This is a genomic window from Petrocella atlantisensis, from assembly GCF_900538275.1.
GTDB lineage: Bacteria > Bacillota > Clostridia > Lachnospirales > Vallitaleaceae > Petrocella > Petrocella atlantisensis.
This window is the reverse complement of record NZ_LR130778.1, coordinates 3,443,382-3,465,199: the sequence shown is the minus strand read 5'-3', so window position 1 is coordinate 3,465,199 and position 21,818 is coordinate 3,443,382. Positions and strand designations below refer to the sequence as shown.

General features: G+C 36.5%; 19 protein-coding genes and 1 other annotated feature. Of the genes, 4 read left to right on the top strand and 15 right to left on the bottom strand.

Features of this window, described 5'->3' with window-relative positions; all coding sequences use genetic code 11:
- The first annotated feature begins 94 nt into the window (after window positions 1-94).
- Window positions 95-2,026: an NAD(+) synthase gene (locus PATL70BA_RS15895; protein ID WP_125138306.1), complete on the top strand. Its 1,932-nt coding sequence runs from the start codon at window positions 95-97 to the stop codon at window positions 2,024-2,026.
- Window positions 2,027-2,097: 71 nt separating this feature from the next.
- Here PATL70BA_RS15895 and PATL70BA_RS15890 read toward each other — a convergent pair whose 3' ends face one another.
- On the bottom strand, window positions 2,098-3,855 hold the full coding sequence (locus PATL70BA_RS15890) for a sensor domain-containing diguanylate cyclase (RefSeq protein ID WP_125138305.1): 1,758 nt from the start codon (window positions 3,853-3,855) through the stop codon (window positions 2,098-2,100).
- A 114-nt stretch (window positions 3,856-3,969) separates the two neighbouring features.
- Here PATL70BA_RS15890 and PATL70BA_RS15885 point away from each other — a divergent pair, with 114 nt between their 5' ends.
- Window positions 3,970-4,584 carry an ABC transporter ATP-binding protein gene (locus tag PATL70BA_RS15885; RefSeq protein ID WP_125138304.1) on the top strand — a complete coding sequence of 205 codons (615 nt, stop codon included), beginning with the start codon at window positions 3,970-3,972 and terminating at the stop codon, window positions 4,582-4,584.
- The gene (locus PATL70BA_RS15880; protein ID WP_125138303.1) at window positions 4,584-5,360 is read left to right on the top strand and encodes an ABC transporter permease; all 777 of its coding nucleotides are present in this window, start codon (window positions 4,584-4,586) and stop codon (window positions 5,358-5,360) included. Before PATL70BA_RS15885 ends, PATL70BA_RS15880 begins: the two co-directional genes overlap by 1 nt.
- 93 nt (window positions 5,361-5,453) lie before the next feature.
- On the opposite strand, the gene gatB is transcribed toward PATL70BA_RS15880, so the two are convergent.
- From gatB to PATL70BA_RS15825, 11 genes are all read right to left on the bottom strand, one after another.
- Window positions 5,454-6,893: an Asp-tRNA(Asn)/Glu-tRNA(Gln) amidotransferase subunit GatB gene (gatB, locus tag PATL70BA_RS15875; protein WP_125138302.1), complete on the bottom strand. Its 1,440-nt coding sequence runs from the start codon at window positions 6,891-6,893 to the stop codon at window positions 5,454-5,456.
- A gap of 13 nt (window positions 6,894-6,906) precedes the next feature.
- On the bottom strand, window positions 6,907-8,364 hold the full coding sequence (gene gatA, locus PATL70BA_RS15870; protein WP_125138301.1) for an Asp-tRNA(Asn)/Glu-tRNA(Gln) amidotransferase subunit GatA: 1,458 nt from the start codon (window positions 8,362-8,364) through the stop codon (window positions 6,907-6,909).
- A 10-nt stretch (window positions 8,365-8,374) separates the two neighbouring features.
- Window positions 8,375-8,662, bottom strand: coding sequence for an Asp-tRNA(Asn)/Glu-tRNA(Gln) amidotransferase subunit GatC (gatC, locus tag PATL70BA_RS15865; RefSeq protein WP_125138300.1), 288 nt, complete (start codon window positions 8,660-8,662; stop codon window positions 8,375-8,377).
- A 182-nt stretch (window positions 8,663-8,844) separates the two neighbouring features.
- Window positions 8,845-10,797, bottom strand: coding sequence for an NAD-dependent DNA ligase LigA (gene ligA, locus PATL70BA_RS15860; protein ID WP_125138299.1), 1,953 nt, complete (start codon window positions 10,795-10,797; stop codon window positions 8,845-8,847).
- Window positions 10,798-11,088: 291 nt separating this feature from the next.
- Entirely contained in the window at window positions 11,089-11,814 is a 726-nt protein-coding gene (locus tag PATL70BA_RS15855) for a YebC/PmpR family DNA-binding transcriptional regulator (protein ID WP_125138298.1), read from the bottom strand.
- Between the two features lie 130 nt (window positions 11,815-11,944).
- Entirely contained in the window at window positions 11,945-12,709 is a 765-nt protein-coding gene (locus PATL70BA_RS15850) for an ABC transporter permease (RefSeq protein WP_125138297.1), read from the bottom strand.
- Window positions 12,710-13,333 (bottom strand): ABC transporter ATP-binding protein, encoded by a 624-nt coding sequence (locus PATL70BA_RS15845; protein WP_330510065.1) that lies wholly within the window; start codon window positions 13,331-13,333, stop codon window positions 12,710-12,712.
- Between the two features lie 245 nt (window positions 13,334-13,578).
- Complete coding sequence (locus tag PATL70BA_RS15840) at window positions 13,579-13,767, bottom strand: cysteine-rich KTR domain-containing protein (RefSeq protein ID WP_125138296.1); 189 nt, start codon at window positions 13,765-13,767, stop codon at window positions 13,579-13,581.
- 58 nt (window positions 13,768-13,825) lie between these two features.
- Window positions 13,826-14,164 carry a DUF1048 domain-containing protein gene (locus tag PATL70BA_RS15835; RefSeq protein ID WP_125138295.1) on the bottom strand — a complete coding sequence of 113 codons (339 nt, stop codon included), beginning with the start codon at window positions 14,162-14,164 and terminating at the stop codon, window positions 13,826-13,828.
- Between the two features lie 9 nt (window positions 14,165-14,173).
- On the bottom strand, window positions 14,174-14,521 hold the full coding sequence (locus PATL70BA_RS15830; RefSeq protein ID WP_125138294.1) for a DUF1048 domain-containing protein: 348 nt from the start codon (window positions 14,519-14,521) through the stop codon (window positions 14,174-14,176).
- Entirely contained in the window at window positions 14,521-14,844 is a 324-nt protein-coding gene (locus tag PATL70BA_RS15825; protein ID WP_125138293.1) for a PadR family transcriptional regulator, read from the bottom strand. The genes PATL70BA_RS15830 and PATL70BA_RS15825 overlap by 1 nt, the downstream gene beginning before the upstream one ends.
- Window positions 14,845-15,132: 288 nt before the next feature.
- Here PATL70BA_RS15825 and PATL70BA_RS15820 point away from each other — a divergent pair, with 288 nt between their 5' ends.
- A complete protein-coding gene (locus tag PATL70BA_RS15820) occupies window positions 15,133-16,032 on the top strand; it encodes a helix-turn-helix domain-containing protein (protein ID WP_172596298.1) in 900 nt (299 codons plus the stop codon).
- Between the two features lie 64 nt (window positions 16,033-16,096).
- Here the strand turns inward: PATL70BA_RS15820 and PATL70BA_RS15815 are convergent, their stop codons facing one another.
- From PATL70BA_RS15815 to PATL70BA_RS15805, 3 genes are all read right to left on the bottom strand, one after another.
- Window positions 16,097-17,260, bottom strand: coding sequence for an MFS transporter (locus PATL70BA_RS15815; RefSeq protein ID WP_125138291.1), 1,164 nt, complete (start codon window positions 17,258-17,260; stop codon window positions 16,097-16,099).
- A 493-nt stretch (window positions 17,261-17,753) separates the two neighbouring features.
- Window positions 17,754-19,427: an arginine--tRNA ligase gene (argS, locus tag PATL70BA_RS15810; protein WP_125138290.1), complete on the bottom strand. Its 1,674-nt coding sequence runs from the start codon at window positions 19,425-19,427 to the stop codon at window positions 17,754-17,756.
- A 42-nt stretch (window positions 19,428-19,469) separates the two neighbouring features.
- Window positions 19,470-19,696: a binding site (T-box leader), on the bottom strand.
- Window positions 19,697-19,845: 149 nt separating this feature from the next.
- A complete protein-coding gene (locus PATL70BA_RS15805) occupies window positions 19,846-21,582 on the bottom strand; it encodes a recombinase family protein (RefSeq protein WP_125138289.1) in 1,737 nt (578 codons plus the stop codon).
- Window positions 21,583-21,818: the final 236 nt, after the last annotated feature.

The window sequence follows — 21,818 nt, the reverse complement described above, 5'->3', positions numbered from 1 at the left end:
GAATATAATTACAAGATTATTGTTGTTAAATCGACCATTTGAGACGTATTTGTGATAAAATGAGCCTATATATGGAAAATGAAAGGATGTTAATATGACAAAAGGATTTATACGTGTTGGTGCAGCTACAATAATAACCAAAGTAGCTGACTGTGAACATAATACAAATGCAATCATTGAGTTAATCAAAAAAGCCGTTCATCAGGATGTGGCTATTCTTGTTTTTCCTGAATTGTCAATTACAGGTTATACCTGTGGTGACTTGTTTATGCAAAAGCATTTACAAGACCAAGTCATAAAACAATTGATTCGGTTAAAAAAAGAGACCCAGTCTCTGGATATCACTTTCATCGTTGGCGCGCCTTTAGCTGTTGGCAATGCCCTATTTAATTGTGCCGTGGTTATAAGCCAAGGTGCTATCGTTGGGATTACCGTCAAAAGTCATATTCCAAATTATAGCGAATTCTATGAGAAAAGATGGTTTGAACAAGGTCATAACCTAAGACATAGCCAATATATTATTGACTCTGTTCATGTAACTATTGGTGTGAATATGCTGTATCAGCATCATGCGTATCCTGAAGCTACTTTTGGTATAGAGATTTGTGAAGACTTGTGGGTACCGAATCCACCAAGTGGACCAATGGCTGTGGCCGGTGCCACCTTAATCTTCAATCCTTCTGCAAGTAATGACCTCGTCGGAAAAAGCGAATATAGGCAATCGCTCATTGCCAGTCAATCTGCAAAAACCATCACTGGGTATGTTTATGCTTCCTCCGGCTATGGTGAGTCAACAACAGATCTTGTGTTTGGCGGTCAATGCTTAATCTATGAAAATGGTACTATGTTGTCCAAAAATACTCGGTTTGTCATGGAGAATCAATTGGTTGTCGGTGATATGGACATTGAAAGACTCCTAAGTGATCGAAGGAAGATGGGTATCTATGGGGATGGACAACAACAAGACCTATCAAGATATATGATTTGTCCTTACCAAAGTACTTTTAAGACACTGATGCTAAACCGTTATGTAGATCCTCACCCTTTTGTACCCACCGACGCAGAAAAACTTCATGTTCGATGTGAAGAAATCTTCAACATACAATCCATAGGCCTTGCCAAACGATTGGAACATATCGGCTGTCAAACTGTTATTATCGGCGTATCCGGAGGCTTAGATTCAACCTTAGCCCTTCTGGTATGTTTGCACACTTTTAGCTTGTTAAATTTGGACCCCAAGAATATAATTGCAATCACCATGCCGGGCTTTGGTACTACAGATCGAACATATAAAAATGCATGCGATTTGATTAAACAACTCGGCTGTACACTCAAGGAGATATCCATTAAAGAGGCCTGTCTAATACATTTTAAAGACATTGATCATGACCCGAGTATCCATGATGTTACTTATGAAAACACACAAGCTCGAGAGCGGACACAGATTCTAATGGATTACGCCAATAAGGCAAATGGTATCGTTATCGGTACCGGTGATTTATCAGAATTGGCACTAGGCTTTGCTACTTATAATGGTGACCATATGTCTATGTATGCGGTGAATGCTTCCATTCCCAAAACCTTAGTAAGGTATTTGGTCAACTGGGTTGCCCATCATAAGGCGCCTGAATCTGCTAAAACAGTTTTGCTGGACGTATTGGATACGCCTGTAAGCCCTGAGTTACTACCTCCGGACGCTGAAGGATTAATCTTACAAAAAACCGAGGATTTGATTGGACCATATGAGCTACATGATTTCTTCCTTTATTATTGCGTACGTTTTGGCTTCTCACCTTCAAAGATCTATCACTTAGCTAATATGGCTTTTCATGATCTCTATACAGAAGCGACCGTCAAAAAATGGTTATTGATTTTTTACAAAAGGTTTTTTAGTCAACAATTTAAGCGATCTTGCATGCCGGACGGCCCCAAAGTCGGTTCCATCAATCTCTCCCCCCGTGGTGACTGGCGTATGCCAAGTGATGGGGTTGTACGTTCTTGGCTCTTAGAAATCGAATCCCTATAAGTTGTTCTTAAAAAGAGCGTACTATTCCTATGATAAATGGAATAGAGCGCTCTTTTATTAGCTATATGTATTTAATTAACGACGACTCTGGATTTACCTGCTTTTTTTGCCTTATACATGGTTTCATCCGCTATCGCCAATAAATCTTCTGCTTTTGTTATTTTCATTGACTTCATATAGTTGACAATTCCAATGGAACTGGACAACTTATTCTTGCCCATAATCTTTATTTCTCCACTTAACTTCTTGGAAAGCTCTTTCTTAAAGCCATCATGGCCTAAGATTGCACCATGGATACGTTCAGCAATGGCTTTAGCAATATCATAGGTCCCTTGACGTAGCATAATAACAAACTCATCACCACCATAACGACCAATGATATCATTTTCTCTGACATTTTCTCTAAGAATTTTGGCCACTTCTATGAGTAGAAAATCACCGATTTCATGACCAAAAGTATCATTATACTGCTTGAAATTGTCCAAATCAATAAAGAGCAATGAAAAGTTTTGTTCGTCTTCTACATTAACAAGCTCAATCGTTCTTTGTAATTCTCTAACGAATTGATGTCGATTATACAATCCTGTCAGCATATCCGTAGATGCTAATTCATGTAATTTATCATTGGTTTTTTCAAGTTCTTCATTCATGGTTCCGAGTTCTTTGTTTCGGCTTACAATCTGATAGTTCAAATCCGCTAGAATCTGGGTGCGTTCTTTAATCAATTCTTCAACATTATCCGTATGAGCTACAATCGTATCCGCCATAGCATTAAAAGACTGTGAAAGCATACCAATCTCGTCTTGAGATTCCACTTTGGCTCTGATGCCTTTGACACCACTGGTAAATTTATTCATGACGCCAATGAGTCTCTTAACTGAATCGGTTATGTCTTTGGCCAATAGGTAGGTCACCAAATAGGATATTAACCCCAACACAACCACCAACACCGTCATATAAACAAAAAGTTCTCTAAGTGTCTTATAAACACTTGACGCATATAGGGTTATGATAACATGCCAACCGGGTGAACCTGGTATACTTTCATAAGTTACATAATTTTTTTCACCTTGTGGATTGGTAAATGTAGCCATACCTTCATTACTTGTTTTCATTTGCTCACTTAAGCTAACTAAGCCTTCATAATCCGTATTCTCATCCGACGTGATATCCATATTCAAGACCTGATTGGTATCCTTATGGCTGATCACCTGACCGTATTCATCCACCACCCAAGCATAACCGGTCTCCTGTATTACAGTAGAAGATATGAGTTGACTTAGGTCCTTTAGTAAAACCGTCGTACCCAGAAGACCTTGCACTTTTCCGTCAACTTCTATTGGTACCATAATACGAAAAGTTGGTTGCTTAAAGGTATCATCATAAGAAGATTTGGCAACCACCACTGGCACTTCACCCGTCATGATTTTTTGGTACTCTGGATCCTCCGCTAAGTTCTTTCTTATACCCAATGTATCTACCAAGATACCTTGTTCATCAATGATAAAATAACGGCCATAGATGCCTTCTTTATTGACCAATGCTGACTCAAGTAAAGGTAGGAATGCCTCATGGTTCATAGATTGAACTTCACTTGTAAGTGCAAGCGTACTAACATTGGTCACCTTTTCATTCAGCCAAAGTTCGACCGTTTTTGCTTTATCTGTGGCTATGGTGCTGGAAAATTCATTAGAAATAGATAAGACCTGTCCCCGATCAATAAGAACAACAATCAAGGAAAAAGTGATTAAAATCATTACAAAATAGGCTACAAATGCTATAATAATTTTATTCATCAAAGATAAGTTATACTTGTTAAATAGATTCATGTCGGCCACCTGTCATCAATTAGTTTATGTTCATTATATAACCGGACGGGGATTAAAACAAGTCATCCTTAAGAATTGTTACTACAAACATAGAATTGACACTTAGGAGCGCCTATGATTGAATACATAGACATCAGTAAAAGTTATGGTGACAAAGAACTTTTCAAGAACTTTAACCTAGAAATCAAATCAGGAGAGAAAGTACTTCTGTCTGCATCTTCCGGAAGTGGAAAAACCACACTCATTCGTTTTCTTCTTGGATTTGACAAACCGGACAGCGGTGATATTATTGTAGATGATATGACGTTGAATCATCATAATCTAAGAAGCATTCGTGAAAAAATCGCTTATGTCAGTCAAGATATAGATCTACCTTCATTGACAACAGAAGCTTTGTTGGACAAGATATTTTCTTATAAGGTCAATCATCATATTAAGGATTATAAGGATAATTTCCTCGAGCTAAGTAAGACTTTTCAATTGGATGGCCAAGTTCTAAGTACTCAAATCCAAGAATTCTCCGGTGGCGAAAGACAACGTATTGGACTCATTATTGCCCTTTTACTTAATAGACCTTATCTATTACTGGATGAAATAACATCAGGTCTTGACCACGATCTTAAGGCTTTGATTATGAATCACATCATGAATCTGGATGCTACAGTTATTATTGTATCTCACGATGCCCTTTGGAAAAGTGAAAGCAGTCTTAGGGAGGTGACTTTTTAATGGAAACGACCAATATGTATATGCTATTCTTCCTTGTTTTACCTGTTTTCCTTTTCAATATTCATTATGCCATTAAGATGAATGGTCAGATTGCCTTCGCTATTTTTAGAATGATTTTGCAACTTTCTCTCATAGGTTTGGTCCTTCAATGGCTTTTTGATATGAATACACCTTGGATTAATGTCATCTATATTATTTTTATGATGACCATTGCCAGCTATTCTATGTTAAAAACAACTAAGCTGTCTATTAAAACCTTTGGCTTCCATATTTGGTTGGCAGTTTTCATACCCCATTTTCTCGTACTGATGTTTTTTAATTATTTTATAGTGGACCTAAGGGATGTTTTTGATGCTCAGTATCTCATTCCTATTGGTGGCATGCTGCTTGGTAATAGCTTAAGTGGGAACATTCTTGCCATCAACACTTTTTATAAGCAGATTAAAGATGGTGAAAAAACCTATTACTACAATCTTTCCTTATCTGCCAGTCGTTCTGAAGCCTTAAAACCTTATTTTGTACATGCTCTAAAAAGCTCAATCTCCCCAACCATTGCTTCAATTGAGACCATTGGCTTGGTTTCTTTACCCGGCATGATGACCGGACAGATTCTTGGTGGTTCAATACCTATTACGGCCATTAAATATCAGATTGCCATCATGATTGCCATCTTTACAACACGGTATCTGACAGCTGTACTGGCCATCTATCTCACAAGGTCAAGGGCTTTTGATGATTATGACCGCCTAAAACCTCATGTTATAGGCAACTCTTAAATTCTTAGATTCCAAATTTAGGCGACATATTAAAGGTGAACATTCACGATATCTTTGTGAATGTCCACCTTTTATTTCATCACCAACTATTATTTACCGCATTGCTTCTAGTAATTCTTTTAATAAGTCAATAACCATCTTAGGGTTAGCCTTACCTTTAGTGGCTTTCATCATTTGCCCCATAAGTGACTGAATAGCAGCTTCTTTACCACCCAAATAATCGGCAACTATTTTTTCATTATTATTAAGCACATCTGAAGCTATAGTTCTAAGAGCGTCTTCATCACTGTTTTGCTTCAATCCTTCTTCATCAACAATGGTCGCCGGAGATTTACCGGTTTGCCACATTTTTTCAAAAACAGTCTTAGCCATCTTCCCACTAATTGTACCTTCTTCAATCAGATTGACCAAGGTACCAAGGTCTTCTCCCTTTATGGGCATAGGACCTTGTTCTTTTTCATCTTCATTTAAACGACTGTAGACTTCAGAGATAATCCAATTGGCGACCGCTTTTGGATTTTTCGAGCAACTGGCACCGGCTTCAAAGAAATCAGCTATTTTTCTTGATGCCACTAGGATACCCGCTTCTTTGCTTCCCAATCCGTAATCTTTTATATAATTTGCTTTTCTTACATCCGGCATTACTGGAAGAGATGCTTTCCATTTAAGAATCTGTTCATCGGTAGTAATAATCGGCATCAAATCCGGTTCAGGGAAATATCTGTAATCATGGGCTTCTTCTTTTGTACGCATAGAGATGGTAATGCCTTTTGCCTCATCCCAACGTCTGGTTTCCTGAATAATGGTACCTCCGGATTCCAGAACTTTGATTTGTCGTTTGGCTTCGTACTCAGCAGCCTTAACAGCAAAACTAAAGGAGTTGATGTTTTTCATCTCTGTTCTTGTGCCCAGTGTTTTCTCACCTTTTTTACGAACGGAGAGATTCACATCACACCTTAGAGAACCTTCGTTCATTTTACAATCGGATACATCCGCATAAAGTAAGATGGTTCTAAGCTTTTCCATATATATGCCCACTTCAACCGGTGATCTAAAGTCCGGTTCTGACACAATCTCAATTAAAGGAATGCCACAACGATTATAATCCACCAAGGTTCCACCAATCTCATGATTGAGCTTTCCGGCATCTTCTTCTATATGAATTCTTGTGATACCGATTTTCCTAATCTCTCCCTCAACTTCAATTTCAACTTCTCCCTCATAACATAAAGGTAAATCAAATTGAGAAACTTGATAGGCCTTCGGCAAATCCGGATAGAAATAGTTTTTTCTATCTTGTTTGCTAAATTGGTTAATCTTACAATTGGTTGCAAGACCTGCCTTAATCGCATATTCCACAACTTTTCCGTTAAGTACAGGTAGCGTTCCCGGCATCCCTGTACAAATAGGGCAACAATGGGTATTGGGTTCACCACCGAATTCATTCTTGCAATCGCAAAATATCTTTGTATTGGTCTTAAGTTCTGAGTGAACTTCTAGACCCATGACTATTTCATAATCTTCATAACCCATGCTATCTGTCCTCCTATAATTCCGGTCTTACTTTATCAAGCACTCTTGCCTGTTCGTAAGCGTGTGCTACCTTTATTATTGTGCCTTCATCGAAGCCTTTACCAATCAATTGCAGGCCAATAGGCAACCCCATTCGGTCGAAGCCACTGTTTAAGGATATTGCAGGAAGACCTGCTATGTTAATAGGAACCGTACAAATATCATTAAGATACATCTCGATAGGATTATTGATTTTAGCACCTATTTTAAAGGCCGTCGTTGGTCCTGTCGGAGTAAGTACAAGGTCATATTCTGCAAAAAGAAGATCAAACTGGTTCTTAATCAAGGTTCTAACCTGCTGTGCTTTCTTATAATAGGCATCATAGTAACCGGAACTTAAGGCATAGGTTCCAAGCATAATTCGTCTTTTCACTTCGGCTCCAAAACCTTCATCTCTACTTTGTTTATAAAGTTCTACAAGTGTGTCATAGTCCCCAGCCTGGTGACCGTATTTAATGCCATCAAACCTAGCTAGATTGGAGGATGCTTCTGCCGAGGAGATGAGATAATAGGATGGCAATGCATATTCCGTCATTTCCATATGTACTTCATCTACAACAGCACCCATATTCTCCAGAACCTTAACGGCACTTAATATACTGGCTTTGACATCTTCTGCAATACCTTCACCCATAAATTCTCTAGGTAATGCAATACGCATGCCCTTTATATCCTGATCTAAGTAGGTAGTAAAATCCGGTGTATCTATAAAAGCCGAACTTGAATCCATTCTGTCATGGCCACAGATCAAGTTCAGAGCTAGTGCTGCATCACTTACATCTCTTGTTAATGGGCCAATCTGATCCAAAGAAGATGCAAAGGCAATTAAGCCATATCTTGAAACCCTTCCATAAGTTGGCTTCATACCCACAACACCACAGTAGTGGGCCGGTTGCCTTATGGAACCACCGGTATCTGAACCTAGGGTAAAGGGTGCAAGTTCTGCTGCAACTGCTGCTGCCGACCCTCCTGAGCTTCCACCAGGCACGTAATCTAAATGCCAAGGATTTTTGGTCACATGATAAGCGGAATTTTCTGTAGAAGACCCCATAGCAAACTCATCCATGTTCAACTTGCCTAGGATAATCATATCGTTTTCTTTGATTTTATTAATAATAGTGGCATCAAAAGGTGGGATAAAATTATCCAACATTTTTGAGGCACATGTGGTCCGAAGTCCTTCCGTACACATATTATCTTTGATACCAATTGGTATCCCGGCAAAAGGTGACAGAACTTCACCTTTATTTCTTTTCTCATCCACTGATCTGGCGGTCGCTAGAGCCGACTCTGTAGCTACCGTTATATAGGCACCTACCTTCTTGTCCACCACATCGATTCTATCTAAATAAGACTGGGTGACTTCCTCACTGGAGACTTCTTTGTTTTGAAGCATATGTTGCAAGACACTGACTGATTTCTGATATAACATGATATGCCTCCTATTCTACAACTTTTGGTACACTAAAGCACCCATTTTCCTGGTTGGGTGCGTTACGAAGTAATTTTTCTCGGTCCATTGAAGGTCTGGCCACATCATCCCTAAATACATTATTGATTGGAATAACATGAGCGGTAGGTATAACATCTCCAATTTCTAGAGCATTAATTTGATCTGCAAAGCCAATAATGGCTTCCATATCCTTTGTCATTTGAATTTTTTCATCTTCTGTAAGATTAAGACGTGCCAAATGGGCCACATGCTCAACTTCTTCTCTGGTAATCTTCATTGCATAACCTCCAAGTCTTAATTTCTTCTCTAATTTGTTCTCTATTTTTTCTTAATACTATTGCTTTGATTACTGAACAACAGTTTAACCCTTTAATCTAATGCAGAGTCAGATATCGTTCATTCTACCATTTCTTGCGGTTTATATCAAGAAAAGAAGCTTCGCTTCGTTATGGGCTCTGCTCATATTTCTTTTATTAGTTTTTTATAATCCATCTCATTAATGATGGATACGCCTAGCTCTTTGGCTTTTTTATTCTTACCGGAAGTTGAAGTGACATCATTATTAATCAAATATGTCGTTTTACCTGTCACGCTGCCTGTCACCTTACCGCCTAAGGCTTCTATTTCATCCTTAAGTGCACTTCTATTAACATAAGTTTCTAGGTTACCCGTTATGACAAATATTTTATCTTTTAAAATCTGTTCTTTATTATTATCTTCTACTTCTTCAATCTCAATATGATTTAACAAAGCATTTATAACGCTAATATTACTCGGACTATGAAAATAATCATATAAAGATTTGGCTATGATTTCACCAAAACCTTCAATGTTTGCCAAGGTCTCCACATCAGCGTCTTTGATTTTATCAATATTATGATCAAAATACCTAGAAAGCAATCTGGCATTGTTTAAGCCAACATTTGGAATACCTAGAGCATATATAAGATTTTCCAGCTTAACTTTTTTAGAAGTTTGTATGGCTGCCATGAGATTCTCATACGATTTTTCACCAAAGCCTTCCATATTCACAATCAAATCCTTATGCTGATCCAATTCAAATATATCTGACAACGTATTGATTAAGCCCATTTCTACTAGTTTTTCAATGCTGGCTTCACTCATTCCGTCGATGTTCATAGCGTCACGACTGACAAAATGGGCAAAAGCTTTGATTTTCTTTGCGCCACACGCCATATTATTACAGTACAGAACCTCTACATCATAAACTTTTTTGATCTCAGTCGTCTGTTTACAAATCGGGCATTCCTTAGGAATCTCAAGTGTATTACTTCTGGTTAGATTACCTGCAACCTGAGGTATAATCATATTGGCTTTATAGACTTTTATGATGTCACCTTCGCCTAACTCAAGTTGCTTAAGGATGCTCACATTATGAAGACTTGCTCTGCTGACGGTCGTGCCTTCAAGCTCCACCGGGTCAAATAGGGCAATCGGATTAATGAGTCCGGTTCTTGAAGCGCGCCATTCAACACCCTTTAAATGAGTTTCTTTGATCTCGTCTTGCCACTTAAAAGCAATAGAATGTCTTGGGAATTTGGATGTAACACCAAGACTTTCAGAATATGCTCTTGAATCAAAGGTTAAGACAAGGCCATCTGATGCAAAGTCATTATCCATGATTTCTTTTTCAAAAACATCCAATTCAGCTAATAGATTATGATGATCCACTTTTTTGAAGGGAACCACATCAAACCCCAAGTCCCCAAGCCAATTCAGTTGTTCTGACTTAGAATCCCATTTTAAGCCCTCACCACTTACCAGTTGAAAAGCAAAAAAGTTGACATGTCGGCTAGCGGTAATAGCGTTGTTTAATTGTCTCACCGTACCACTGCATAAGTTTCTGGGATTCTTATATTGTTCTTCTTCGTCTAATAGGGCATTAATATTTTCAAAATCAGAATATTTAATGACCGCTTCCCCTCTTACAACCAAAGTACCTTTTTGATTAATTTTAAGGGGTACATTGTCAAAAACGCGTACATTATTGGTTATGACTTCACCAATAATGCCGTTTCCTCTTGTAATGCCTTTGATAAGGACGCCATCTTCATAGGTTAAGACAAGGGTTAAGCCATCCAGCTTCCATGATAACAGACCCTTATGCTCACCTAGCCAAGCTAATAGATCTTCACGGCTTTTGGTCTTATCTAAGGATAACATCCTAGAATTATGAGCTTCTTTCGGAAGGGCACCTACAATCTCATAACCTACCTGCCTGGTTGGACTACCTGTTAAAACTAGCCCTTTTTTTTCTTCAAGTGCTATAAGTTCATCATAAAGCTGATCATATTCAAGGTTGGACATGATTTCACGGTTTTCTTGATAATAAGCTTTGGAAGCTTGGGATAACAATGCCACCAATTCCTTCATTCGTTTAATCTCTGACATAACAACCTCTTTTCTAGTATCTATATACATGATATTGATTCACTTTTGCTTATTTATTTTATCATAAAAGTTGACTTACAACCATATTTTGTAGAACAAAGAGGCTACGCCTCGATTTGCGAAGCAAATTGTTACGGCAGGAAAGACTTCCTTAATCGTTTACATAGCATAGACTTTCCTAGAGTACAAAGAATAAGGCAATCCCGAAAAACATAACGTTTTTATCAAGAAAGCCTCATTGCTTACTTATTGGTTAAAGTTCAACTATATAGTTTTGACACTTTAATCTTATTAACGGTCCCAGTTGGTGTATACATCTTGAACGTCATCATCTTCTTCTAATTGATCCAACATTTTTTCAATGGCTTTTGTATCCTCATCTCCACCCAGTTCTGTCATGGTTGATGGCATCATGGTGACTTCTGCTGATAAGAATTTATAACCTAGGTCAGACAACGTATCGTTGACTTCATTAAACATATCCGGCTCTATAAGGATCTCATAGCCTTCCTCTTCTGTGTTCATATCTTCTGCACCTGCTTCTATTGCCGCCATCATCAATTCATCTTCATCAATATCATCCGATTTTTCAATGACGATTTGTCCTTTTTTCTCAAACATAAAAGAGACACAACCGGTTGTTCCTAAGTTTCCACCATATTTGGATAAGGCATGTCGCACATTGGCAGCCGTTCGATTCTTATTGTCCGTTAAACAAACCACCATAACCGCCACACCACCCGGTCCATAACCTTCATAGGTGATGTTCTCATAGTTGACATCCCCTGCTTCTCCCGATGCTTTTTTTATACTTCTGGAGATGGTATCGTTAGGCATATTGTTGGATTTGGCCTTATTGATGATTTCCTTAAGTCTTGTATTGTTCTCTGGATCTGCGCCACCTTGTTTCACGGCAACCATGATTTCCCTACCTAATTTTGTGAAAATCTTGCCCTTTTGAGCGTCATTTTTTTCTTTTCTATGCTTGATATTGGCAAACTTTGAATGTCCAGACATATGGGTATTGCTCCTTCATTCCTATTTTTTGATACTGATTCAAACAACTTGTCTCAGGCTATTTTATCATTAATTATTATTTTTGACAATCCTGAAGACGATTGATTGTTTTATCAATACCTATCAATACCTATATGCGTTTATATAGTCTCATTGCAAAGATATAAGCTAGAATTATTATAGCGACACACCAAGCAAGAGCAACCCAAATATCGGATCCAACTTGTTGGTTTGACAGTAAAGCACGAATAGCTTCAACTATCGGGGTTACCGGTTGGTTTTCTGCAAAAATACGTACGCCTGTAGGCATCATTTTTGTCGGTACAAAGGCTGAACTGATAAAAGGCAAAAAGATAATTGGGTAGGAGAATGCTCCAGCACCATCCGGTGTTTTTGCTGCAAGTCCAGCAATAACTGCAACCCAGGTCAAAGCAAGTGTAAATATGCCAAGTATGCCAAATACGGATAGCCATTCAATGATACCAGCTGAAGAACGAAAACCCATTAATAAAGCAACAAGTATAATCACCACTACTGAAATGCCATTAGATATGATTGAGGTTAATACATGACCCCATAATACAGTAGAACGCGCTATTGGCATAGAATGAAAACGCTCAAATATACCGCGTTGTTTATCAATAAATAAACGGTATGCAACATATGCAATCCCACTACCAATAGTCATTAACATAATCCCTGGTAATAGGTAATCAATATAATTTTCCGTTCCTATCTGAATTGCCCCACCAAATACATAAACAAATAATAGCATAATTACAATTGGTGTTATACTAACTGTAATAATTGTATCCATACTTCTAAAAACATGTCGCATAGAACGTCCAAACATAACACGTATGTCATTCATATAATAATTATTAAATAATCCCATTTAATTATCCTCCTTTTTACCAATGATCGCTAGAAATACTTCTTCTAATGTGGGTTGTTTCTCTATATATTCTACCTTTGCTGGAGGTATTAATTTTTTGAGCCCTTCCAATGTATCTTGTACAATAATTTTTCCACTATGAAGAATGGCAATTTGATCTGCTAACTTCTCAGCTTCTTCTAAATATTGCGTGGTTAAAAATATTGTTGTGCCTGAAGCGGATAACGCTTTTATAATCTTCCATACTTCTAACCGTGCTTCAGGATCAAGACCTGTCGTTGGCTCATCTAGAAAAATAATCTTTGGATTTCCAACTAGGCTCATTGCTATGTCTATTCGCCTTTTCATGCCCCCAGAGTAGGTACTGACTCTACGTTCTGATGCTTCACACATGCCAAAACGATGAATTAATCCATCTGCAACTTCCTTTGGATTTTCAAGATGTCTCAGTTTTGCTATCATTTCAAGATTTTCACGTCCGGTTAATATTTCATCTATCGCAGCAAACTGACCGGTAAGGCTGATAGAGTCTCTAATATTCCTTGGGTTTTCTTCAACATCAAATCCGTTGATCACAACTCGTCCTGTATCTGCTTTAAGCAAAGTCGTCATAATTCTAATCATCGTTGTTTTTCCGGATCCGTTGGAACCTAATAATGCAAAAATCCACCCTTCTCTACTTCAATATCTACACCTCTTAGTACTTCAATATCCTTATATGACTTCTTCACGCCTGTAACTTGTATAATGCTACCATTCATTTTCTTTTCCTCCTTTTCTGTAAGCAACCCACTCATATCTGTGTCCTTTTTTTTCAAGATTTTGAGTAATTATATAAAAAAGCCAACAACTGTGATTTTTACTCACGGTTATTGGCTCTGCGTCTTAGCGTCTGGCTCTGTTATAACGAATATATTCATTTGTTTTACATTGATTTTAGTTTCCTTTTTACATTTGGGACAAAATAGTGGGAAATTTTCAAGTACCGTATCTTCGCGTATTTTTATCCTTGTTTTGTTACAACAGACAGGGCATAATAGCCACTCATATTTTATCACGTTACCATCCCTTTATTTTAAGTTATATTACTTTACGTCTTTGTTATATACTTTTAAGTTATTTATCAGTTGCTTTTTTTATGGCCTTGCTCACCTTTTGATTGATTGACGCTTGATCTAAGTATGTTTTAGAATCTTTGATTAAGTCATCACAGAAATCCGCTACATTACTACCCGTCACATCAAGTACACCTTTTCCCCTTGTAGCGCCCTCTTCAAAAAGATCAACAATCCCTGAAAGAAGTCCTATTCCTTCTGTTAGTTCTATTGGGCCGACCTTATAGAGATATTTTTGAATCTCTTCATATACAATCTGATAGTCATTGGGTAGTGCTTTTACACGAGCCATGTGGGCACGCCACTCTTTCTTGCCTTCGATTATCGCTTTTATATTCATTTTTGCCTCCTATTTACTTAACTTTTTAGCAATCGTATTGTTAAGTTGCTTGCGCCATGTGTTGCGAAAAGAATTTGACCCTTCTTCGTTTATAAGTGCTAAACAGAAACCTTCAATATCGTCACCTAAAACCTCATGTGCACTTAGACCATCACGCGATGTTTCTTCAAGAAGATTAAGCACACCATCCAGAATTGACATAAGATTACGACCTGTAAAATCTGAGTGTGGCCAAAAATGGTTTTTGATTTTTTCCCAGGCCATTTGGTAGTCAGCTGGTAGTTTTTTGGCCCGTGATTCAAAAGTTTTTAATTCTTTTTTCATGTCGTTTCCCGTGATTTTATCCCAAAAATTCATTATTTCATCTCCTTTAACTCATTCATTTTTGATGATACAAATTCCCATCTTTCCCAGAATCTCATCAGCTGCTCACGCCCTGCGGCATTAAGCTTAAAAAACTTTCTTGGTGGTCCCATATCCGATGGCTTTTTTTCTATGTCTACTAGTTTATTTTTCTCAAGCCGCACCAATATGGTATATACTGTCCCATCCACAACATCAGAGAATCCGAGGGCATTTAGCCTCCGTGTAATCTCATAACCGTATGTCTCATCTTGATTGATGATGTCAAGGACGCAACCTTCAAGTACACCTTTTAACATTTCAGTAATATTATCCATAAAAACTCCTCCTCACTATTTAGTATCACTTGTATTCTGTATTACTTATTACTTATTACTACTATATAGTATCACGCATTACTTAGGAGGTCAATATATTTTTTTAAAGTCAATTAAAAAGCTCCTTTGTATCGACTAGGATACTCAAGAGCTAATGGGATGGATACTTGGATTAGATTATATTGATGTCCCTCACCTACACTTATGTTATAATAATTCTATCTGATGGATGTTTTTTCTACCTTTATGATATCAAATAATACAATAATTCTACCACTAGGAGATAAAATGCAAAACCATATTATTGAAACCGATGAAAATGGATTAGAACAAAATAGTCATGGTGACAGTTTGTTTCCACTTGCAGGCTATGATGAGTACTTTTCACAATTCATCTTAAAGGAAGTACCATGGCACTGGCATGAAGAAATTGAATTGGTTGTAGTCGTAGAAGGCTCAACACATTTAGAATATGTTGACGGTTCACTTGAGTTAGAAGAAGGTGATGGCGTCTTTATCAATAGTAATACCATGCATCGCTTAACCCAAACAAGTTCCATCGACTGCCATATCATTAATTTTGTTTTAAAGCCTGAGTTCCTTGGTGGCCGCTTCGATAGTAGGATCTACAATGAGTTTGTCAAACCAATTTGTTCAAATAAATCATTGTCAGCTATTAAACTTTCACCTAAGATTATGTGGGAACGACTCATTTTAGAGAAGATCAACAACGCTTTCGCTATCTATACGGATCAGAGATTTGGCTATGAGTTATCTGTACAAGCGCGCTTATTAGATGCATGGTATATCCTATGCGTCAACCAACCAACCTTATTCGAGTCCATACCACCCGTTACTGAAAGTAAAATAAGATTGGATAAGATTACAAAATTCATCCATACCCATTATGATCAGAAACTTGCCATTAAAGATTTGGCTTCAGTTGCGGATATCAGTGAAAGTGAATGCTACCGACTTTTTAGAAAAACCCTTCAAACCACACCAAATGATTATATTTTAAATCATCGCTTGCAGATGGCAGCCATCAAACTTATCGCAACCAATCTTTCAATATTAAATATTAGCTATGAACTTGGGTTTGGTAACCCCTCTTACTTTTCAAAAAAATTCAAAGAGCAATACGCCACTACCCCAAAAGAATTTAGACATTTACACCAAAATAAATAATTCATATACGCTTTAAATTTTATAATTTAAATTTATTCGAACTGATTGCTTCAACTTCATGGACTTATTGTGGTAGAACTATCGTTTTTCTTAAACGCTCACTGCTTATGATCATGCCAATAGCAAATATAAGCAATGCATAAGGTAGGATCTTTAAAGATAGGACGGATGCAACCGCTCCAAGTAGTGGTGGCATAAATGTGCTGCCAATATAGGCAAATGCCATGGAAAGTCCTATTATGGATTGGGATGCACCCTTACCGAAACGATCCGGTGTTAGATGTATCATACTCGGATATATTGGTGCACAACCAAGACCAATCAGAAGCAAACCTGACATACTTAGAATTAACGGCAAAGGTAATATCAGTAGGACAACACCACCAAAGATCATCATCAAACCACCTCTAATAAGCGTTTCTCCTTTAATCTTTTCTGCCATGATTCCAGATAAGAATCTGCCTGCAGTGATACCACCATAGTACATCGATGTCCATAATGCTGCATTAGCCGGCGACACACCTCTTTGTGTGGTTAAATAACTGGCAGCCCATAATCCTGTACCTGCTTCCAATGAACAATAGAATAAAAATGTAACAAGTACGAGTTTTACGCCTTTTATCTTAAAGGCTTTACGATTCGATATAAAAGCCATATCCTCATGATCTTCTTTTGACATTTCTGTTGTAAATCTTTTCCACATGGGTAATGTAACAAATAACACAATGACTAAGGCAAACTGAATGATACCAACGATGGTATACCCATTTCTCCAAGTACCATTTCTAGAAATAATTAATCCTAGAATCAAAGGTCCCCCAGATGCGCCTACACCCCAAAAGCAATGAAGCCAATTCATATGACGTGGCTTGTAATGCAATGCAACAAAATTATTAAGCGCAGCATCAACGGCTCCTGCACCAAGTCCAAGTGGAACAGCACATAGCATAAGCATCCATATAGCACTTGATACTGAAAAACCAATAAGTGCAATCGCCGTCATCGTTACACTCACAGCAACAACTTTTCCAGTTCCAAATCTACGAATGATTCTGGATGAATATAAACTGGATAAAATTGTACCGCCGCTGATGATCATAGCTATTGCCCCGGCAAATTCTATAGATACTCCAAATTCTAAATGCATGACCGTCCATGAAGAACCTAGTAATGCATCCGGCAATCCCAAACTAATAAAGGCTAAATAAATAATAATTAAAAGTGACATGATGTTTTCTCCTTATGTCTTTTTTCACTAATCTCATAAATTATAATGATGATAAACATAAGAATACTACGCATACTTATGCATGTCTAACAATATACTGGCTTTTTATACAATTATTCTATTCAATCATAAAAATAGTAGCTATGGTTAAAGGGTCAATTATTATTCAAAGAATCGCATTAAATAATGCATAAGCAACAAATGTATATACTATACTTGTAAAGATTCCTAATAAGCAATACTCAGAAAATATTTTATTAATAGCCAAGCACTTTCCGACTTTTAACCCGTACCAAGAGCTTTCCGGTCCTTAGCTTGGTACAAGTATTTTCCAATCCTTAACCTGGACCAAGTGCTATAAGACATGAAACTGGAACCTGTTTTATAGTATTATTCCACTAAAAATAACAATAAGCAATACACAATATCTTGGCTGCTTTCTGCCACCTAAACAGCCGTGAAAACTAATCAGAAAAGACTGTTAAATCAATATTTACATTTGCTCAATCTCCTCAATTCCCAGTATTAAAAAGCAATTAGAAATGACTTGTTTAACGGCAAGGACAAGATTATATCTGGCAATCATTAAATCATTTGAAGCAGCATTTATGACGGAATGATTATGATAAAACTTTGAGAACTTTTGAGTTACACTAAATAGATATGTAGCGACAATATGTGGACTTAAATGATTCATTGCTGTTTGAATAATTTCTGGCATTTTACTTAATTCAATAATAAGCTCTAATTCTTCAACTGCTTCTAATAGCTCATATTCAACTTTATCAAAAATAACATTGCTCATTTTTCGTTCTATCGACTTGATTCTTGCAAAACTATATTGTAAGTAGGGTCCACTATCTCCTTCAAAACTCAAAGCACTTTCCCAGTCAAATGTAACATTTTTGTCATTCGAAGTTTTCAAAATCGAGTATTTTACCGCACCGCAAGCAATGGCTTTTGCAGTTTCATCATCAACTTCTTCTCGTCTTTTCAAGATTTCACTCTTAGCTTTTTCAAGTGCCTCTTCCATAAAATCTTCTAATAAAACAACTGTGCCACTTCTCGTTGCCATTTTTCCTTCTGCCAATAGTACAAACGAATAATGTACCGGTTCAGGGGCTTTATATCCAAGAACATCTAATGCAGCTTCAATTTGCTTATGATATAGCTTTTGGTCTTCGCCTAAGATAATAATATTTTTATCTTTATCCTTATTTACTTTATCAATCGTATATGCAATATCTCGTAAAGGATAAAGGGAGGTTTTATCTTTTCTAGTTAAAACTAAATATGGTGATTTCGTTGCTAGGTCATACTTTGCCTGATTAAGAACATAACGTCCATCTTCATCTTCTTCAAGGTATCCTGTTCCCTTAAAAGCTTCTATAACCTCATTTAATCTTTCGTTAAATAAATAGTCAGATTCATAATCAAAAACATCATATTCTATTCCTAGCATTTTAAAAATAGCCGTTTGTCCATCTATACAAATTTGAACTAATTTTCGAAATTCATCTCTTACATCCTTATTCCCATTTTCCAATTGGTAAAGCATCTCAAAGACTTCGTCTTCAATAGCAGGACTCTCTTTTAATTGATTATTGAAATCAATATATATATCCAACAAATCCTTAAATGTTATATTGCTTTTATCTCTTGATCCTAATAGTAACATCGCTATTTGTTTACCTATATCATTAACAAAATAATGTACTTCTACATTATAACCTTCAAACTTAAGTAATCTTACAATTGTATCCCCAACCATTGCATTACGAGCTCTTCCAACATGGGGTGATGCATTAGGATTAATACTTGTATGCTCTATTAATACAGATTTTCCATTACCGGATTCACTTGATCCATAATGTTCTTTTCGTTCTAATACATCTTCAATTATATTTTGAAATAATTGCTCTTTTCCAATAAAACAATTAAGATAACCACCTTTTACCTCTGCCTTATCTATAAAATCTAGTTCATTAATTATTGTACTTAATTCTAGAGCAATATCTCCAGGAGATCTCCGAAACACTCTCGAAAAAGTAAAACATGGTATAGATATATGACCTGTTTTAACATCTGGAGCAACTGAAAATACAACATCAATTTCAGAATACTTTTGTTCAATTTTATTCTTGATTGCTTCTTTAAAGTAATTCATAAAATCTCCCTTTCTTATAAATAAAAAGAACCTACATCTCAAGCAAGAGACGAAGGTTCGCGGTACCACTCTAATTGCAATATACAAACTATGTATATTGCCACTTTAATATCTTTATCGCAGATTTACGGCTTCAACCATTACAAAATTGTATTTTTTATGAAGCTACTCCTCAGCTCTTTTTAAGAATAATTTGTCATCAAGCTCACACCAACCTTGACTCGCTATCACAAGTGATTATTCTTTACTTTCTGATTCGACGTATTAGTTTTATTAATTTATATATTTATAGCATATGTATTTATTTGTGTCAATCTTATTTCTTGAAAACAATAGATTCAAAGATATCCACATCAAAGCACAAAACCTTTGTTTTAAGGAAATTTGGCAAATATCACTATTGTTTTTGACATTCCTACTACATGTCTCCACATGTGTCATCGTTTTTATTTACGGGCAATACATCCGTGTCGTGGTGTTTATTTACTGACAATGCATCAGACTTTTTCTTACGACCATCTTTTCTGTATTTTGAGCCATCAACTGTATTGTTTGAACCTGTTTTATAGATAAAAGTAATTTTATAGGGATCTATAATTCCATCATCATCTATACTTCCAATGATAACTTTCTCTATTAAACTTTCAAATATTTCTCTATCGAAATTCTTAAGTGATGCATTTTTTTGTACCACTTGTTTAAACGTGTTTATTCGCTCATTAAATTCCACCTCATGTTCAAGTTGTACTGTTAACATGTCGATGCTGTCTTTCAGAGAAGTCTCTTTTTCACCAAGTTCAAGAAGAGAGGTTTCAAGCAACTCCTTCTCAATCTTCTCTTCTAGAAGCAAGTTAATCAGCTTTTTCTTCTTCAACTCAATATCATAAAGTTGCTTCTGGAGCGTTTTCATCTTCTTAGTCGCAGTATCTGAGCCTAAGGTTGTTTCCACTTTTTTAAAAACCTCATCAACCCTATTCCTTTTTTTGTTAACTATTAACGAAAAAGATTTTAGGAAGGCATTTTCAATAATATCTTCTGGAATGCCTTTACTATGTTCACAGACCATTTTGCCTTGTGAGGAATTAGAATGGCAGTGCCATACAACCTTCCTATATTTGGTATTTGTATGCCAAGCACTTCTAGTAAGACGCCCACCACAGAAACCACATTCAAGCATACTACTAAACGCATACTTTCTGCTGTATTTTTCTCGCTTAACATTCGAACCTCTTGGCATTCTATTATAACTACGTTTGTTCAGGAATTCTTGAGCCTTTTCAAATGTTTCTCTATTGATAATAGGTTCATGATGATTTTTAACATAATACTGATCTTCTTCACCATGATTAGCAATTCTTCTTTTTCCAATAGGATCAATAGTAAACGATTTTCCTAAAAGCATATCACCGATGTACTTTTCATTTTTTATGATTCTTAGTACACTATTAGGCTTCCATGTATTACCAAGCTTCGTTTTGAGCCCCTGTTCATTCAATTCTCTGCTTATAATTGTTGCTCCATTGCCTGCGATGTATCTCTTGAATATATATTTAACAATTTCTGCTTCTGTATGATTAATTGACAACTGTTTAGTCTCTTTATCATATTCATAGCCTAAACATCCCTGAAACCCGACTATTTCGCCACGTTTCATTTTCATCTTTAATCCTTTTTTGACATTTGCAGATATATTTTCAACTTCTTGTTGTGCAACAGAACTAAGTATGGCAAGAAGTAACTCACCATCCATTGTCATCGTATTAATGTTTTCTTTCTCAAAAAATACTGCGATACCACTTTCTTTTAACTGCCTTACATATTTTAGGGTATCAAATGTATTTCTGGCGAAACGAGCAATTGATTTTGTTATAATCATATCCACTTTGCCATCTAATGCGTCATCGATTAATCTTTGAAAATCAATTCGTTTAGTAACTTGTGTACCTGTAATCACATCCGCATATATTCCTGTAAGCTCCCAATCCGGTTTTTCCTTGATCAGGTTTAAGTAATGTTTCTGTTGTGATTCATAGCTTAACAGCTGCTCTGAATCATCTTTACTCACTCTACAATAGGCGGCTACCCTTATCTTTTCCTTTGGAATGGTAGTGTCACCCCAGGAAGGCTTTATTGCCTTAATCTCTTCAATTTCCATATGCCCTCCTTTTGTTTATTTATAATAACCTATACACATATATTAGCATTAAACACTATCGAATTCAATATCAATTTCACTTATTGTTATCCATCTTTTATGTAAAAATATTATAACTATTTTTTATGGTCTGCTTTACTGCTAACATTTCCTCTTTAGTTAACATCTTCTGCTCATACATATAATTTAAAATCACTAGTTCTTGACAATAATCTAGCATTTTCTGGTCCATAAGT